Origin of the sequence: Povalibacter sp., from assembly GCF_036520495.1 — a bacterium.
GTDB lineage: Bacteria > Pseudomonadota > Gammaproteobacteria > Steroidobacterales > Steroidobacteraceae > Steroidobacter.
The window spans coordinates 1-16,944 of the sequence record NZ_DATDJO010000049.1; the positions used below are offsets into that span (position 1 = coordinate 1).

Below are 16,944 nucleotides of genomic sequence, written 5' to 3' on the forward strand. Positions count from 1 at the left end.
GCATTTCCAGGCGCGCGAAGCCATCCGCGATGTCGAGCATCCGGATTTTGGCACGTTGAAGATGCAGAACGTGGCGCCGAAGCTGTCGGAAACGCCGGGCGGCATCCGCTCGCCGAGCCCGCAGCTGGGCGAACACAACGAGGAAGTGTTCAAGCAGTTGCTGGGAATGACCGCCGAACGCTTCGCGCAGTTGCAAGCGCAGAAAGTCATCTGACCGCGTATGACTGAGCAGCACACCACAACGGACGCAGGCTTCGACGGCAGGCTGCGTCCAGGTACGCGGCCTGCATTGCTGGTCATCGATTTCGTGCGCGCGTATCTGACGCCGGGCTCACCGCTATATGCAGGCGTGGAGTCGGCCCATCAGGCCTGCGTCGAGCTGCTGCAGGCGGCACGCAAGGCGCACATCCCCATCATCCATACCAACGTCGGCTATCAGCCGGGTGGCCGCGACGGCGGCGTGTTCTTTCGCAAGCTGCCGGCGCTGGCCTGCTTCGAGCAGGGCAGGCATCCGGATCTCGCGGCCTTCGGGCCGGGCCTGGAGCCCGCGGAGGGTGAAACGCTGATCACCAAGCAGTACGCGAGCGCCTTCTTCGGCACCTCGCTCGCCTCGACCTTGACTGCGTTGCGGGTCGATACCTTGCTGATTGCGGGCGTGTCGACCAGCGGCTGCGTGCGCGCCACCACGGTCGACGCCTGTCAGCATGGCTTCATTCCCTTGGTGGTCCGCGACGCGGTCGGCGATCGCACGGCGGCAGTTCATGACGCCAATCTGTTCGATCTGCAGGCGAAGTACGCGGAAGTGCTGTCGTTGCAGCACGTCCTCGACTACCTGGAAAAGAAGCCATGAGCTCACCCCAGCGTTTGCGTCGACGGGCGCCCGACAATGTGTGGTCCAGTGAATCCGTGCGGAAGCTGCGGGAACTGGCCGAAGCCGGCGCCGCCACTGAAGTCATTGCGGCCCACCTGGGCAGAACACCATCGGCGGTCAGGAACAAAGCTGGATTGCATGGCATCTCACTGCGCAAGCGTGATGCGGGTGGCGATGCAGTAACGATGAACTACGCAAGCGAGGAGATGTCATGGGAATCGGCTTCCGAGAACTGATTATCATCCTGCTGATCGCCCTGGTGCTGTTCGGCGCCAAGCGATTGCGCAACATCGGCTCGGACCTGGGCGGCGCGATGCGCGGCTTCCGACAGGCCGTCGCCAGCGACGAAGATGAGGCCGACGATGCGCGGCTTGCGGCAGACGCAGGCAAGCAGGCAGCGGACGCCAGGCAGAAGCAGAAGTCCGCGTAGGATCGACTACATCTGGCCAGTCGCACGCGCTGGCCAGTATCTGGTGTGACGCCGCATAGCGTCTCCACTCAAAGAGCTGTCGCCGCTACTTGCGGCCAGCCCGCCTGCCGTCAGCGCAGGTCCGCCACTATCGCCGTCCGTCCCCGGCGCAATCTGTTCTGAGACAGCGACGTGTCGACGGCCACCGGCCTGACAGGTCATGCCTTCACCGGTGCCGGCGACAGCAGCAACCTCGCGAGCAGGAATGTCCACGCAGGAGCTCCGCTGGCCAGCGTCACCGGTCTTGTCGTGGCACCAGCGGCAATGGTGGGCCCGCCAGCAACTACGCACTGAGTACGGCGGGCAGCTCGGTGAGTATCACCAGTGCCGACCTCACGCTTACCACCAGTGATGTCACCAGAGCTTACGATGGTGGACTCACTGCTGCGGGCTCGGCCATGTTATGAGCGCAACTACGTACTGACTCAACCCGTTGGTCTCGCGGCGAATATCACCGCACGATCCAGCCTGAAATTCCATCGGATGGGACGGCTTCACCAGTCGCCTATAGCGGCGCTGTCGGCAATGCCGTGTCCAACTCAAGCGTTGCATCGACAGTCCGCATCACGGCGCCACTGATCGTGTCATCGGTCGGCTCGTCCTCGACCGGCTCAAGGATGACCTACGATCTTGCTGACTGAACCTCACTGTCATTACGTCAGAAGGCGCCATGCCGGTCGTGCAGTCGCCAGGCGCGGCAGACGAGGACGACAGGAAGAAGCGTGCGCGACCGGTCGCGGCAAGTGCGATCATGCGGGATGGCTTCCAGGAATCGAATGCGATGACTCCAGATTTTGTAGGCGTGACCGGATTGCCGCGCTCGGGTTCGACACTGCTGTGCCAGCTGCTGGCGCAGCATCCCGACGTGCATTGCGATGGGCAAAGCTCGCCGCTGTGCAACGCGTTGCTGGGTATACGACGCATGGTGAGCAGCGATCAGTTCTTCCTGTCGCAGCTCGACAATGGCTTCGCCAGCAGCTACGGCCATCTCGTCTCAGCCATGCAAGGCTTCCTGCGCAGCTGGCACCACGACAACGAAAAGAAGGTCGTGGTCGATAAGAATCGTGCGTGGCTGCACACGATCGAACTGCTGCTGCAACTCGCCCCCGAAGCGAAGCTGGTGGTCTGCATCCGCGAACTCGGGCAGGTCTACGGTTCGATCGAAGCGCAACATCAGCGCACGCTCATGATCGACTTCATCGACCAGTTGGCCGACTTCGACCGTTTTGGACGCGCTGACATGTTGTTTGCCAAGGACAAAGCGATCGGCTCACCGCTACTGTCTCTCAATGCAGTGCAAGACCTGCCAGTGGCTGTCCAGCAGCGGCTCTATTTCCTGAGATTCGAGGATCTGATGGCGCGACCCGCAGCGTGCATGTCGCACCTGTATGCCTGGCTGGGCCTGGCGCCGTTCGAGATCGATTCGCAGCGGCTCGCGACGGGCAGGGGGGAAAGCGATAGCCACTACAGGATGAAGTACCTGCATCGCCAGGCCGAACGAATCGAAACACCTGCACTGCACCTCATCCCGCCTCGCATCCAGGCTCATATCGAGAAGGCCTGTGCGTGGTACTACGATCTCTACTATCCGAAAGCTGCGACCCGATAGCTCTCTGCTTCTCATCGGATCCGGCGATAAGCGAAGCTGGGTGGTAACCGCCGAGTTGCGGTCGCCTCGCTAGCAGTCGGCAGCCGGTGAAAAGCGGCTGCCCGGTATACAACTGTGCCGGACGACGAATGTCGCTACACTTTGGCGACACAGGATCGCGCAGCAATCGCAAGCTGACTTCGTGCTGCGACTGCAAGGTGCGGGATCCCTTCCAACACTCGATCGGGGGATCATCCGTGACGGACTATCCTGATCTTCAGCTGTATATCGGTGGCGCCTGGAAGAGAACGAGCGCCTCGCAACCTGTTGTGAATCCAGCGTCCGAGGCTGTCATCGGTCAAGTCCCTGTTGCGACGCGCCTGGACATGGACGACGCCCTCGACGCAGCACAGGGCGGATTCAAAGTATGGATGCGGTTCTCGCCAAGGAAGCGTGCGGAGATCCTGCTCAGGGCCGCCGCACTGATGCGCGAGCGTGTCGATGAGATCGCTCGAGCCATCACGCTCGAACATGGCAAGCCGTTCCCGCAGGCGCGCCTGGAAGTCATCCGCGGTTGCGAGTTCTTCGAATGGGATGCCGCAGAAGGCCAGCGGATCTATGGACGCGTGATTCCCAGCGAACCGGGCATCAAGTACATCGTTCATCACCAGCCCATCGGCATGGTGGCCGCTTTCTCGCCCTGGAATTTTCCTTTGAGTCAGCCGGCACGAAAAATTGCGGGTGCACTCGCAGCAGGCTGTTCGATCATCATGAAGGCGTCTGAGGAAACGCCCGCTGGTGCGATGCACATTGCTCGCGCACTTCACGATGCCGGTTTGCCCCCAGGTGTGATGAATCTCATCTTCGGTGTTCCTTCGGAGATATCCGAGTATCTGATTCCGCAGCCTCCTGTCCGGCTCGTTGCGTTCACGGGGTCCACGTCTGTCGGAAAACGCCTCACCAGACTTGCGGCTGACTACATGAAGCCGGTCCTCATGGAACTCGGCGGACATGCGCCGGTGATCGTCTGCGATGACGTCGATCCCGCCGCCGCGGCCGCGGCGTCGGCCGCACGAAAGGCGCGCAATGCGGGTCAGGTCTGCACTTCACCGACGCGTTTCTTTGTCCAGGACGGCATCTACGCGGCGTTCGTCGACGCCTTTGTCGACAGGGCTCGCTCTGTGATCGTTGGAGATGGCTTCGAGTCCGCGACCGAGATGGGGCCGCTGGCCAATGACCGTCGCATCACGGCGATGGAGGCACTGATCAGCGACGCCGCGCAGCGCGGGGCGCGTGTATTGACCGGCGGCAGGCGGCTCGATCGACCTGGATACTTTTTTCCCGTCACGGTCCTTGCAGACGTACCGGATCCGGCGCGCGTGATGCGCGAGGAACCGTTTGGACCGCTGGCGGTGATCAACCCGGTGTCCTCGATCGACGAGGCGATTCAGAAAGCGAATGGATTGCCTTTCGGTCTGGCGGCGTACGCCTTTACTCACTCGGCCGCCAGAGCCGATCAACTGGCCGAGGGGATCGAAGCCGGCAATGTCTCCATCAACACGCTGGAGGCGTCCGTCGCGGAAACGCCTTTCGGCGGCATGAAGGAGAGTGGCTACGGCAGGGAGGGCGGGACCGAAGGGTTGCTCAACTACACTGTCGTCAAGAATATTTCGCACAGCATGACGATCCAGCGATGAGTAAATATACGAGGAAGGACGCGAAGGCCTATGCGCGAACTCATCTGAAGGGAATCTGGGCGGCAGCGCTCACGCCATTCAGCGAGGATCTCAGTCTGGACGAGGCTGGCTTTCGCAAAAACATCCGTCATTGGACCAACGACCTGGGAATCGACGGGCTGTTCATCGCCGGCAAGCAGGGCGAGTTCTTCTCCATGTCGGTGAAGGAACGCAAACGCACGTTCGAGCTGGCGGTCGAAACCACACCCAGCGGCCATCACACGATCATGTCGTGTTCGGATCAGAACCTGGACGTGGTCATCGACCTCGCGCGACATGCGCAAGCGATCGGTGCGGACTTCATCGTCGTGCACGCGCCGATACTGCACTTCCACACGGCACAGGATGAAACGGTCTTCGCCTACTACAGGGCCGTCGCAAATGCCGTGGACATCGGAATCGCGCTGTGGAGCCATCCGGACAGTGGCTATCTGCTCTCGCCGCAACTCTGCAATCGACTGGCGGATATCGAGAATGTAGTCGCCATCAAGTACAGCGTGCCGCGGTTCATGTACGCCGAGCTGACGCGACTGGCGAGCGATCGGCTCATCGTCAGCACATCCTCGGAAGAAGAGTGGCTCGACAACATCCTGGAGCTCGACTGGCAGGTCTATCTATGTTCATCGCCACCGTACCTGCTGCAGACCGCGGTCGATCGCAGGATGCGGGAATACACTGATCTCGCTTTCAGCGGTCGGGCTGACGCGGCGCGTATCGTTCGGGACAGTCTGAATCCGGTGCGTGAGGCACTGCGCCTGACGCGTCCGGCCGAGAAACCTCATGCACATCAGAAGTATTGGCAGGAGCTTTTGGGTCAGGTCGGCGGGAAGGTGCGGGCGCCACTTCTGGAGCTGACTGAAGCGGAGAAGCGCGCGACGCGCGAGGCGTTTGCAACGTGCGGCTTGAAACTGCGCGTGTCCGATACGACTGCGGGTCAACGGGCCTGAAGAACACATGCGCAGAAAACCGCTTCGCATCGCATTGATCGGCTGGGGTGCGATCAACCGGCGTGTCGCAGAGCTGCTGTCGCTGCGTTCGTCGGATGCTGTTTCGATCGTGGCGATCGGGAAGCGTGATACTGCCTCAGTTGCATCGGCACCCGCGAATGCACGCATCGTCACGACACCCGAAGAACTTGCCGCATTCGATCTCGACCTGGTGGTGGAGGCGGCGAGTCGTGAGGCCGTCGACATCTGGGGCGAGTCGGCGCTACGCACTGCGAGCGCTCTCGTGGTGACTTCCACGAGCGCCTTCTGTGACACCAGTCTGCTCGACAGGCTGGTACGCGTGGCCGAGGCGCACGGCAGCCAGCTTATCGTGCCTCCCGGAGCCCTGGCTGGCATCGACGCGCTCTCCGCCGCATCGGCGCTACCGCTCGACAGCGTCGTTCATCGCATCGTAAAGCCACCGGCTGCGTGGCGCGGGACGGCTGCGGAATCGCTGATCGCCCTTGATCGTCTGACCCATGCCGTCACCTTTTACTCGGGAACCGCCAGGGAAGCGGCGACGCTCTTTCCCAAGAATGCGAACGTCACGGTGATCGCCGCTCTGGCAGGCATCGGGCTCGACAGAACGCGCGTCGAGCTTGCTGCCGATCCCGATGTCCGGGACAACGTGCACATGCTCAGCGTGGCCGGCGCGTTTGGCAGGCTCGAGATTCGTATCGAGAATCGGCCGCTCGCCGCCAATCCGAAGTCGTCGGAGATGGCTGCCCTCAGCCTGGTCAGAATCGTCGAGAATCGCGCGAAGGCACTGGTGTGCTGATGCGTAGACGACTGCTCTGGCGGTGCGCGCCCGTTGACTGCGGGCGCGCACCGGGTGTGACGTTCGTCAGAACGAGACGGTCGCCTCCACGCCCCACATCCGTGGCTCGGAGATCGATGCGAACGGCGTGCCGAACGTGTTGGTCGTGAGGTTGTTGATACCCGTGACGTACTGATCGTCCAGCACGTTCGTCACGTAAGCCGCGAGACCGAACGCGTCGTTCATGCTGGTCCACGCGAGTCGCATGTCGAGGCGCTGCGTGTCCTCGCCGACCTCGAAGACCGACTGCAGCGCGCAGTCTCCCTGTCGCTCGGAGTCGGCATTGCAACGCGACTTGCCGCGATACGCGTACCGGCCGGACAGCTGCAGGCCGCCCGCACCGCCGAGTGCCCATTCGTAACTCGCACCGAGCGCAGCGCTGAGGTACGGCTCGCCGGTCGGCTCGCCGGACAGGTCGAGCGGATCGTCGCCCAGCGTCGTCTTGTCCTTGTACTTCGCGTCGATGTAGGCAACGTTGGCGTAGAGCGTGAACTGGTCGACCGGTCGCCATTGCGCGTCGACGTCGATGCCCCACGCTTCTTCGTCGCTCGTATCGATCAGGTACCGCGGGATATCGCCGGAGGCGTCGTCGAGCGTGATCGCCTGCTTGTTGTCGTAGATGTAGTAGTACACGGAGGCGTTCAGTACCACACCCGCGTCCGGTATTACGCTCTTGATGCCCGTCTCGACGTTCCAGACGTCCTCGTTCTCGAACTGCGATGCGACCTCGACGCTGTTGTAACCGCCTGCCTTGTAACCCTTGGCGAGCGAGCCGAACACCATGACGTTGGGGTTGATCTTGTAGTCGAGCACGAGACGCGGGCTCACGTCGTCCCAGGAGTCTTTGTCCGTCAGGCCGCCCGCGGGTGTGTCTGCCGTGAACACGATGTCGGAGAAGCGATACGCCTCAACCGGGATGGGGAACTCCTCGAAGAATCCGGCCTGTTCGAGCCCCGCGACCAGTTGGTCGAGTTCCGGCGTCTCGTGCGCGCCGTTGATCCAGGTGAACTTCTTGGTGTCGTGTGTGTAGCGCAGGCCAAAGGTGAGATTGGTCCGATCGTTCACGTGCCAGATCACGTCGCCGAAAGCTGCGTACGCCTCGAAGTCTCCACGGTTGACCATGGCCTCGCGCCACGGCAGTCCGAGCAGGGAGACGGCGAACGGTTCGAGGAAAGCGCTCGTGCCTGCGTACAGCGGGAACGGGATGCCCAGCCGATCCCAGATGCCGAGGTTCGTACCCAGCGTGTCGATGCCGTCAGTGAATGTGTGAGTGTCGCTGATCTGGTCGGCCTTCTCCTTGTAATAGCTCACGCCGCCGACCCAGTCGATCCGGTCAGTTCTGCCGGAGAACTTGAACTCCTGGTAGAAGCTGCGGTTGTCCTCGATGTTTGCCGTGTCGAAGTACGTGGCGATCAGGTTCGTGCCGTCCTCGTCCTCGCGGTTGACGGTATTGAACTGGCGCCACGAGGTGCTGGAGCGGAAGTCCACCGAGCCGAACGTGTGGTCGATGAACAGATTCACCTGGTCAAGCTGACGCGATTCCTCATTGCCGACGACATCGTTGTAGACCGGCGCCTTGCGAGGATCGATGAATGTGGCCGGGTCAGCGGGGTAGGGGATCTGTGTCTGACCGGTCGCCACGGGAATGATGCCTATCGCAGGTCGCGCCAGCTGATCCAGGTCGTCGTGATCCCAGGAAAGCGTTGCGCTCGTTTCATCGGATAGTTCCCAGCGCAGCGCGACGCGCCCGGCCCAGTTCTTTTCGGGCATGAGATTCTGGCCCGTCGCCGTGTCATCGAGCCAGCCGTCGCTCTTGTTGTAAACGCCGTTGATCCGCAGCGCGAGGCTGTCGCCGATCGGCGTGTTCAACATGCCTTCGTAGTACTGCTTGCCATACTCGCCAAAGCGCACCCGCAGCAACGAGTGGAACTCATCGTCAGGCTGGTGGGTGACGATCGAGATTGCGCCGGCGGCACTGTTGCGTCCGAACAGCGTGCCCTGCGGTCCTTTCAGCACTTCGATGCGCTCGACGTCGTTGAACGCGAGCAGCGATGCGCCGGAGCGCGCCGCATAGATGCCGTCGACGTACACGCCGACTGCGGGATCGGTGCCGACACCGAAATCACCGGTCTGGATGCCGCGGATGGCATAACGCGGCTGCGTCGGGCTGCCATCCGAAATGACGAGCCCGGGCACGAAACCATTCAGATCGCCGAGATTCTCTGCGGCGACGTCCTTGATGAGCGTGCCGTCCACCACCTGTATCGCTATCGGCACGTCCTGCAGTGATTGCGTACGGCGCTGCGCGGTCACCAGAACTTCCTCGATGCGCTCGGCGGTGGCTTCCTGCGCCACTGCAATTCCGGGAGTTGCGGCCGCGAATCCCGCACCGGTCAGCGCCGTGACCACCGCGTACGCCACCCTGTTCCTGCGAATGCTCATGAGTCGTTTCTCCGTCTGCCAGGTCAATTGGTTACTTCCAGCATGTACTTCGCCACTGCCAGGCGCGTCTCGGCATCGAGATAATCCTGCGGCGGCATTTCGGGATAGTCACCGCGCTTCTTCGTGGGCTTCGCGATGTAGTCGGCGAGGCCTTGCGGGTTCTCCATGTACAGCGCCTGGATGACCTGCACCGGCGGGCCGATCATGCGGCCGCTGTAGGTGTGGCAGCCGGTGCAGATGCCGAGGTACACCACCTTGCCGCGTTCGCCCGGCTTGATCTCGCGCGGTGGCACGGGCGGCAGCAGGTAGTTCACGGTGGCCGCGGTGTTGGTGAAGTCGCACTCGACGAAGTCGCCAACGCCGACCGTCACGTACTGGTGGCGATTGATGATGCAGCTGCCTGGGCTTGGGCCCACCCGCACGATGTCGAGATTCTTGCCGCCCACCATGCCCTCCGCGAGCATCAGTGCCTTGGCCTCGGTGATCGTGTCGTAGCCGTTCCGGAGCATCACGTTATCGAGGATCTTCACGCGATCCGAGTTCGGATCCGACTCCGGATCGGCTGTGATGTTTGATGCATGGGCATGATCCGTGATGATGATGCCGGACACCTTGTTGTCGGAGATGATGTTGCCTTCGATGACCACATCGTCGGCCGCCATCACCAGGATGCCGGTGCCCGCAGGGATCCCGGCCACGGTCGAGCCCGGCGCGCCGAAGTTCGGGTGGTTGTTTCCCACAACGAAGTTGTTGCGGAAGATCACATCGACCGTGTCCTTGATCGGTAGTCCCGGCGTGACGAATGCGAGCAGGCCGCCGGAGTTGTTGTGCACGTAGTTGTGCTCGACGATGGCATGACGGCTGTTTTCGATCTCGATACCGGCGACGCTGTCGAACACGTCGTTGTGCGCGACCAGGATGTTGTCGCTCATGCCGATGTAGATCGCGGCATCGGCGATTCCCGACACGACGTTGTGCTCCACGATGCCGTTCTGACCGAGCTGCGGGAACACGCCGTACACGCCCGCGTCCGCAATCACGTTGTTGCGGATCTCGAAGTTGTTGCCGGCCTGCCCCATGATCCCGTTGCCCTTGTAGTTGCGGATCTCGAGGTTCTCGGCGACGAAGTTGTTGCCCGAGTAGAGGATCGCGTCGTTGAGTTTCTTCTGCCCGTCGAGCACCGCGCGGCGGCCTGCTTCGATGACACCGATGATGCGGATGTCGTCTTTGTCCACGTACACGGTCTCGTGATACGTCCCTGGCATCACGCGGACGATGGTTCCCTTCGGTGCAGCCTTGATTGCTGCCTGGATCGACTCGCCGTCCTTGACGACGACGACGTTCGTTGGCGCTGGACCCGCCACTGATCTGATTGCGCCTGAAGTGTTCGCGGCGGCTTCGGCCTTGAAGCCGCCGCTATAGCTGGCTCCCGCCGTGGACGAACTGATCGTCAGGTCCTGTTTGCTGTCGCGACCGATGTACATGCCCACGCCGAACGCCAGTGCGGCCACCAGCAATCCCAGGATGAGGCCTTTCTTCATCTTCAATCTCCTCGCTTGGTTGGAGCCAGCCCGGAGGGGACCCGCGCCGGCGTCTGCGGCAGGAAGGTCTCGTCCGTCAAGGCGCCCAGAAAATCCACGATCCGATCGACTTCGGCATCCGTGAGCTTCGGATCCGAGATGTGCCAGTGCAGGTAGAGGTGCATGTCCTTGGGCACCGCGTTGCCGCGTCCCTTGTTGTAGAACTCGACCGCGCTGCGCAGGTCGGTGAATGCGCCGGAGTGGGAGTAGGGCGCGCTGCGCGTGATGTTGCGAAGCGTGGGGACCTTGAATCCGCCCTTGAGCTTCGGGTTGTTCAGGATGGCTTCGACGCCGACGTCGAACGATCGACCTGCAGGCTCCGGCATGCCGATGACGGCGATCTGCTCGTTCGTGAACAACGGCGGCGTGTGGCACTCGGAACAGCGCGCGACGAACGAGCGGAATACGTTCAGACCCTCGATCTCTCGCTGGGAAAGCGCGGCGTCATAGCCATGGACGTAACGGTCGTAGCGGCTGTTGAGGGAGATCAGCGAGGTTTCGAAAGCGGCGAGCGCTGTATACACCTGCGTTTCCGTGATCGGGCTGGAACCGCTCGCGAAAGCTTCCTCGAACAGACGACGATAGGTCGCGTTGCCATTCAGGCTCGCGAGCAGCCGCGCAGGGGCATTGCCCATTTCTCTGGGTGAGTAGAGTGGACCGGCGGCCTGCGCTTCGAGAGAGTCCGCGCGCGCATCCCAGAAGAACCGCTTCAGGAAGCCCACGTTCCACAGCGTTGGTGCGGCGCGTCCCGCGTCCTCACCGTGAATGCCGATCGATCGAGGGCGTCCATCGGACAGGCCGCGGGCGGGGTCATGGCAGCTCGCACAGGACAACGTGCCATCGTCCGACAGCACCGGATCGAAGAACAGGTAGCGGCCGAGGTCGATCTGTTGCGGCGTGAATCCATCGCGGTGGGGTGGCAGGGCAGTGCGTGTACCGCCGAGACCGCGATTCTTCAGCGAATCGTAGAACTGATAGAGCGTGCGCAACTCGCACACACCAGCGTTGGTCTTCTCGAACCCCGGCGGGCAGGAGGGGTTGAGAGTGAAGGCGATGGGCGCCTGTCCGGTTGCGCCCGCAGTCGTGATCGCCGTCACCACCAACACCAGCGCACGCATCACTTCGGTCGTCCCTGCTGGTGAATGAAAGCGATGACATCGTCGAGGTCGCGGTCGATGGGCAGGGTCCTGGCCATCATGGCCATCTGTCGTCCGGGAATATCCTGCGGATCCGTACCGCGTATTGCGTCGCGAAAGTTCGCAAACTGCCGCTTGATATACGTGGCGTCGAGGCCAGCGAGCCGCGGTGCCTGCAGTGCCGCATTGCCCTCAGCCGCACCGCCGTGACATGCGCCGCACGTGCCGTGGTAGAGGTTGTTGCCATTGCGCAGGTCGCCTTTTGCAGGTGCAGCAATGACGGTCTTCGGAAGCGTGGAGATATAGGCGGCGACTGCGGTGATGGCTGCGTCATCGGCCAGCGTTGTCGCCACGGCTCGCATCTGCGCTCCAATCGCGTCCGATTTGTGCGTCCCGCGACGGTTGCTGCGAAAGTTGCGCAACTGACGCTCGAGGTACGCCGCATCCTGGCCGGCAATGGCGGGCGCATTGAGCGTCGGGTCACCCTCGCCCTTGTTGCGGTGACACGTGACGCACGGCACAAACAGCTTCTCGCCATCGGCAGCGGATGAGGCTGCGCTGCAGGCCAGAAATAGAGCGCCGATCGCCGGCGTGAGCGCGATTTGCCAGTTACGAAGGCCGGGCGGAGCCGCGCGATTTTTTGGTAATCGCGCAACTGCCGACGCACCGACCCTGTCTATCGATCTGGATTGGCTTGAGAGCATCAGGCGAGAGCGACGTGCTGTGTTGATTGTCGCCGCGTCGTGTTGATAACCCAACTCAGCAGTGGACTGCAAGCAGGGCGCAGATGATGTTGCTCTCAACTGACAGAATGCGAGAGCGGAAATGGTCGGACAATTATTTCCGGACCGTCCCTTTGTATACCGCTGATCGCAAACCTGCCGTTGCATCGATCCGCACGACACAGTTGAAGTGGCGCAGGTCGAACGGCTTCATGAGCGGCTCGCGCGGCGAGCAATCGACATGGATGGCACGTGCACGGGCGAACATGGCATCGGCGTCGGAAAAAAGGTGCTCCTCGAACATGAGCTCGGCAGCCCGGCGGTGAATGTGACGCGCACCATCAAGCGTGCCCTGGACCCATCCGGATTGTTGAACCCGGGAAAGATTTTCGATTGAAGTCGTCACCATCACCGCAAAGCGGTGGCCAATTTTCAACGCACGCGCACCCACGCGGGTACTGCACGTGGTCGCGCAGATTCGCGAGGCGGCAATGCACCTTCCTTGACAGCAGGGCGTAATGAGAGGTGACAGGAGTCACCGGAATTGCCCCGCAAGGCAATTGAGAAAGGAGCCCTGAAGTTCACGCCTCGCCGCTATCGATGGATAGCTCGATCAGGGCGGGCGGGGAGCGGAGCCGCTGCTCCAATTCCCGCTCGAGGTCGCTGGCAGCTGCTTGCAGAGGAGCGCGCATTGCATCCACTTCCTGCCAGCGACGCGCCTTGACTACGGTCTGCAGTTCGGCGGCGATGCGTTCGACCTGCCGCGCGCCGATCATGCCGGAGGTTCCCAGCAGTGTATGGATCTGGCGCTTGAAGGTGGACCCGCCAGGCTCATCGAACATGTCGTCGGTCTCGCGCACCGAGGCGACAAAGGTTTCGCCGATGCGGCGCATCGGCTGCTGCTGCCACTTCAGGTTGCGCCACAGCTCATCGAAGATCTCGGTGTCGATCGACGGCAGCTCTTTGATCGCCTTGATCCGAGACTCGGTCGTAGCGCTTCGACCGTCATCGCCGTCGTTCTTTGGCGCCAGCCATTTGCACAGCATTTCGTTGAGGGCGCCACGCCCGAACGGCTTGGGCAGGAAGTCGTCCATCCCGGAAGCCAGGCAACGCTTGCGGTCTTCCAGCATGGCATTGGCGGTCATGGCGATGATGGGCACGGGCTTTTTGAGCCGCTTGCGCAATTCCCGCGTCGTTTCGAAACCATCCATGCCCATCATCTGGCAATCCATGAGGACGAGGTCGAATTCCTGTTGTTCGATCAACTGGATCGCTTCGCCGCCGCTACTGGCGAGAGTGACCGGACATGTCAGTACATCCAGCATGCTCTTGACCACGTATTGATTGACCGGATGGTCCTCGACCACGAGGATGCGGCCGCGAGGGTTGTTGAAGATGCGCAGGCTGGCCTCCTCGGGTGCAGGCTCATCTGAAACCTCCAACGGCAGTACCAGGCGGAAGGTCGAGCCGAACGAACTGCTTTGTAGCAGTGTCAGGCTGCCGCCCATGGCCAGGCTGAGTCGACGGCAGATGGATAAGCCGAGGCCGGCGCCGAGATGTTTCGCAGAGGCATGCGCTTGCACGAACGGCTCGAAGATGCTGTCGCCCTGGTCCTCGGGGACGCCTTCGCCAGAATCGATGACGTCGACGGTGCACTTGGCACCGTCGAACTGAGCTGCGACGCGCACCCCACCCTGGTAGGTGAACTTGAGCGCGTTCGAGATCAGATTGACCACGATCTGACGGATGCGCAGACCGTCACCGATCAACGCCGGCGGGATATGTCCGGTCAGGTGCGTTTCGAGTTGCAGTCCGCGCGCGTTGGCTTGCGCGCGCGATTCCTCCACTGCCTCCTGCAACAGGTGGGTCAGCGAGAAGCTGCGCCGTTCCAGCGAGAATTCGCCGCCCTCCATGCGGCTGAGATCCAGCAGGTCATTGGCGATCTTCAGCAATGAGCGGGCTGAAGCCTTGGCGATTCCGAGGCGTTGCGCACCGGCGGGTGAGAGTGATTCATCGCGCAACATATCGAGCGTGGCGATCAGGCCATGCAGCGGCGTGCGCAACTCGTGGCTCATGGCCGCATTGAAGGCGCTGCGCGTGCGGCGCGCGCTGTCTACTGCCGAGCGAGCGTGTTTGAGAGCGGCCAGCGCCTGCTTCGTGGTGTCCGCCGTTCGCAGATGAATGCCGTACTCAACGGTTTCGCCCACTACGAACTCGTTGATGCGGATAGCCAGCTCACGCTCCCTGCCGCCCGCGCAGCGAATTGGCGCTCGAACGGCCTGCCCGCGCTGTGCGCCGTCGTAGTCGAGCAGATTCAGCGGGTGCGAAATCATGCGGGCGGGCGGTATCAGCGAGTCGATCGAGGTACCCACCAGCTGTGAGGGTTCGATGCCGAGCAGGCGCACGACAGCCAGGTTCGCATACTCGATGTTTCCTCGTCGGTCGATGACCAGGATGCCGTCGCTGGACTGCTCGACCATCGCGCCCCAGCGCGCCTGGAGCGTTTCATGCTCTGCTGAGACGCGCGAGAGCACCTGTCTCGTATCGCGTAGTGCGCGACGGTAATCGTGTAGCGCGCGGCCTTGACCCTTCAATGTCTGTCGGGCGGCGATCGCTGCGCTCTCTTCGCGTTCGGCGAGCCGCTTGAGGCGGCGCGTTTCGCGGGCCAGGCTGAGTAGCTGCGCGGTAATGTCTGGCGGCATGCGGTTGTGGGGGCGGGATCGCCGATGAGATTTCTCAAACAGCCACTCCCAGAGCTTTCCGTCATCGTCGCTCGTGATCGCGGCAAAGCGTCTCGCAACCGCGAAGGCGACGAGATGAGCCAGAAGCATGAGCCCGCACAGACGAGCGGTCTGCGGGGCAGTGGAGGTGAGCGAGTAGGCCGCGATGCTGGCCATGCCGACCACGAGTGTAAACAACACGAGATCCCATTGGATCCGGCAGCGCGCGGGAAAATAGACGCTGCGTCGGGGTATTGCGAGCATTGCCAGAGCCGCCGCGGCTACGGCGGCGCTTACCTGCATCAGGGCTGATGTGATCGAAGCAAGGTCGGGAGGAGGCGCGCCCGATGCGAGCGCGTTCGCGCCCAGCATTGCCAGAAACAGGAACGCGGTAACGATGACAGGTCGCAAGCCGAGTCGGAGCAGGTCGGCGGCGATCACCGCGGCGAGCAACTGTGCAGGCTCCATCCAGGATCCGCCGAACATCAATGCGTCGATCGACGTGAGCGCGACCGCGCCCAGTGCGATCCATCGGCCGGCGATCAAGCCCAGCAGCATGATGGCCAGCAACGAGTATGGCAGCGGCGGATAGTGCGTTGAAGGAGCGGAGGTCACGTCGAGAATGAGGATCGGCACCGCCAGCAGCGAGCCTGCCAGCATCGCGATCAGCGACGGCTGCTGCGCGCGTCCTCCTGGAAATATTGTTCTCAACGCGGGCATGCGCAGAGCGGGCTGGCGAATCATGAGATGTGTTTACCGTGAGGATGAGCGATACAACTGCTCGCTCCCGGGTGCGCTGGTGCAGACCGATATGCACTACGTTATCGAAGTGCTCTATGATGTGTGCAAGTATTCTTTGCTACACGATCCCGGAGTAATCGGGGTTACCCCGGACGCGCGCTAGGCCAATTCCGGAGATGCACGTGTGACGAGAACGGAAATTACTACCTGCGGTTCGTGCGTATTGCATCTGCTCAATCAACGTTGCGGCCGCTGTGGACAGGGGATCTGCCATGCATGAAGAAGTGCTGCTGCTCGACGATGATGCGGCGACGTTGAATATTCTCGAGGCCGTGCTGGGAGGCGCGGGTTACCGCTGTCATACCGCGTGCGGCGCCGAGCAGGCGATGTCCATGGTGATCGCCAATGAGGCGATCTCGGTCGTGCTCAGCGACATCTATATGCCAGGAATTACAGGATTCCAGTTCGTTGATCAGGTCAACGCGCTGGTTCTGGACAGACCAGCGCCGCGTGTTCTGCTGCTGACCGCGCAGCCCTCGATACAGACGGCGGTGGATGCTCTGCGCCTCGGCGTGTGCGATTTCCTTACAAAGCCGGTGCGTCCCCCGGAGCTGCTCAGCGCGGTCCGACGGGCGATCTCGCGGGCGAAGCAAGACCAGAGGGATCATGCGGCGCTGTCACCGGAAATGGCGCGGCTGATCGAGCAATCGCAGGAGCTGACCGAGCGCTTGCGCAGACTCGCCGCAAGCGGTGAGCCCACAGCGCCGGCGACCAGGCAGCCGCCGACCCAGACGAATCCAGGACGCGAGAGTAATGCTTCCTCGACGGGATCGGTCATCGAGGCCATCGAGATGCTCCGCCAGCTGCGTTCGAAATATGCCGAACATAAACTGGACGACGTGGCCTGGGATCTGCTGCTCGACCTGGCACGCGCCGAGCGTCTGCATCAGCGCCTGTCGGTATCCGGCCTGATGATTTCAAATTCCAATGTCTCCTCGACCACGTTGCTGCGTCGAGTGAACGACCTGACCACGCGCGGCTACATGGCCCGCGTTCCCGACCCGAATGATGCACGCCGGGATTTCGTGTCGCTCACTGCGAAGGCGCACGAAGTGGTTACGGATTACCTGGAACAG

At 62.2% G+C, this 16,944-nt stretch carries 15 protein-coding genes; 9 read left to right on the plus strand and 6 right to left on the minus strand.

What is annotated here, in order from left to right; translation table 11 throughout:
* The 8 genes from VIZ63_RS17490 to VIZ63_RS17525 all read left to right on the plus strand — a co-directional run.
* Positions 1 to 214, plus strand: a 214-nt coding sequence (locus tag VIZ63_RS17490; RefSeq protein WP_331610975.1) for a CoA transferase, incomplete at its 5' end; no start/stop codon positions are given.
* Between the two features lie 6 nt (positions 215 to 220).
* On the plus strand, positions 221 to 850 hold the full coding sequence (locus VIZ63_RS17495) for an isochorismatase family protein (protein ID WP_331610976.1): 630 nt from the start codon (positions 221 to 223) through the stop codon (positions 848 to 850).
* Entirely contained in the window at positions 847 to 1,107 is a 261-nt protein-coding gene (locus VIZ63_RS17500; protein ID WP_331610977.1) for a hypothetical protein, read from the plus strand. Before VIZ63_RS17495 ends, VIZ63_RS17500 begins: the two co-directional genes overlap by 4 nt.
* Positions 1,083 to 1,301, plus strand: coding sequence for a twin-arginine translocase TatA/TatE family subunit (gene tatA, locus VIZ63_RS17505; RefSeq protein ID WP_331610978.1), 219 nt, complete (start codon positions 1,083 to 1,085; stop codon positions 1,299 to 1,301). The genes VIZ63_RS17500 and tatA overlap by 25 nt, the downstream gene beginning before the upstream one ends.
* A 709-nt stretch (positions 1,302 to 2,010) precedes the next feature.
* The gene (locus VIZ63_RS17510) at positions 2,011 to 2,949 is read left to right on the plus strand and encodes a sulfotransferase (RefSeq protein ID WP_331610979.1); all 939 of its coding nucleotides are present in this window, start codon (positions 2,011 to 2,013) and stop codon (positions 2,947 to 2,949) included.
* A 236-nt stretch (positions 2,950 to 3,185) separates the two neighbouring features.
* The gene (locus VIZ63_RS17515) at positions 3,186 to 4,625 is read left to right on the plus strand and encodes an NAD-dependent succinate-semialdehyde dehydrogenase (protein WP_331610980.1); all 1,440 of its coding nucleotides are present in this window, start codon (positions 3,186 to 3,188) and stop codon (positions 4,623 to 4,625) included.
* Positions 4,622 to 5,611, plus strand: a complete 990-nt coding sequence (locus VIZ63_RS17520) for a dihydrodipicolinate synthase family protein (RefSeq protein ID WP_331610981.1) — start codon at positions 4,622 to 4,624, stop codon at positions 5,609 to 5,611. Before VIZ63_RS17515 ends, VIZ63_RS17520 begins: the two co-directional genes overlap by 4 nt.
* Before the next feature lie 7 nt (positions 5,612 to 5,618).
* The gene (locus VIZ63_RS17525; RefSeq protein ID WP_331610982.1) at positions 5,619 to 6,428 is read left to right on the plus strand and encodes an aspartate dehydrogenase; all 810 of its coding nucleotides are present in this window, start codon (positions 5,619 to 5,621) and stop codon (positions 6,426 to 6,428) included.
* A gap of 66 nt (positions 6,429 to 6,494) precedes the next feature.
* Here the strand turns inward: VIZ63_RS17525 and VIZ63_RS17530 are convergent, their stop codons facing one another.
* The 6 genes from VIZ63_RS17530 to VIZ63_RS17555 all read right to left on the minus strand — a co-directional run bounded on the left by VIZ63_RS17530 (position 6,495) and on the right by VIZ63_RS17555 (position 15,811).
* Positions 6,495 to 8,909, minus strand: a complete 2,415-nt coding sequence (locus VIZ63_RS17530) for a TonB-dependent receptor (RefSeq protein ID WP_331610983.1) — start codon at positions 8,907 to 8,909, stop codon at positions 6,495 to 6,497.
* 23 nt (positions 8,910 to 8,932) lie between these two features.
* Positions 8,933 to 10,450, minus strand: coding sequence for a parallel beta-helix domain-containing protein (locus VIZ63_RS17535; RefSeq protein WP_331610984.1), 1,518 nt, complete (start codon positions 10,448 to 10,450; stop codon positions 8,933 to 8,935).
* A gap of 2 nt (positions 10,451 to 10,452) precedes the next feature.
* Complete coding sequence (locus tag VIZ63_RS17540) at positions 10,453 to 11,607, minus strand: cytochrome-c peroxidase (protein ID WP_331610989.1); 1,155 nt, start codon at positions 11,605 to 11,607, stop codon at positions 10,453 to 10,455.
* The gene (locus tag VIZ63_RS17545) at positions 11,607 to 12,515 is read right to left on the minus strand and encodes a c-type cytochrome (RefSeq protein WP_331610985.1); all 909 of its coding nucleotides are present in this window, start codon (positions 12,513 to 12,515) and stop codon (positions 11,607 to 11,609) included. The genes VIZ63_RS17540 and VIZ63_RS17545 overlap by 1 nt, the downstream gene beginning before the upstream one ends.
* The gene (locus VIZ63_RS25750; RefSeq protein WP_331610986.1) at positions 12,463 to 12,798 is read right to left on the minus strand and encodes a hypothetical protein; all 336 of its coding nucleotides are present in this window, start codon (positions 12,796 to 12,798) and stop codon (positions 12,463 to 12,465) included. Before VIZ63_RS25750 ends, VIZ63_RS17545 begins: the two co-directional genes overlap by 53 nt.
* Before the next feature lie 130 nt (positions 12,799 to 12,928).
* The gene (locus VIZ63_RS17555; RefSeq protein ID WP_331610987.1) at positions 12,929 to 15,811 is read right to left on the minus strand and encodes a hybrid sensor histidine kinase/response regulator; all 2,883 of its coding nucleotides are present in this window, start codon (positions 15,809 to 15,811) and stop codon (positions 12,929 to 12,931) included.
* A 269-nt stretch (positions 15,812 to 16,080) separates the two neighbouring features.
* On the opposite strand from VIZ63_RS17555, the gene VIZ63_RS17560 reads away from it, so the two are divergent.
* A partial coding sequence (locus VIZ63_RS17560; protein ID WP_331610988.1) for a response regulator occupies positions 16,081 to 16,944 on the plus strand: 864 nt, incomplete at its 3' end.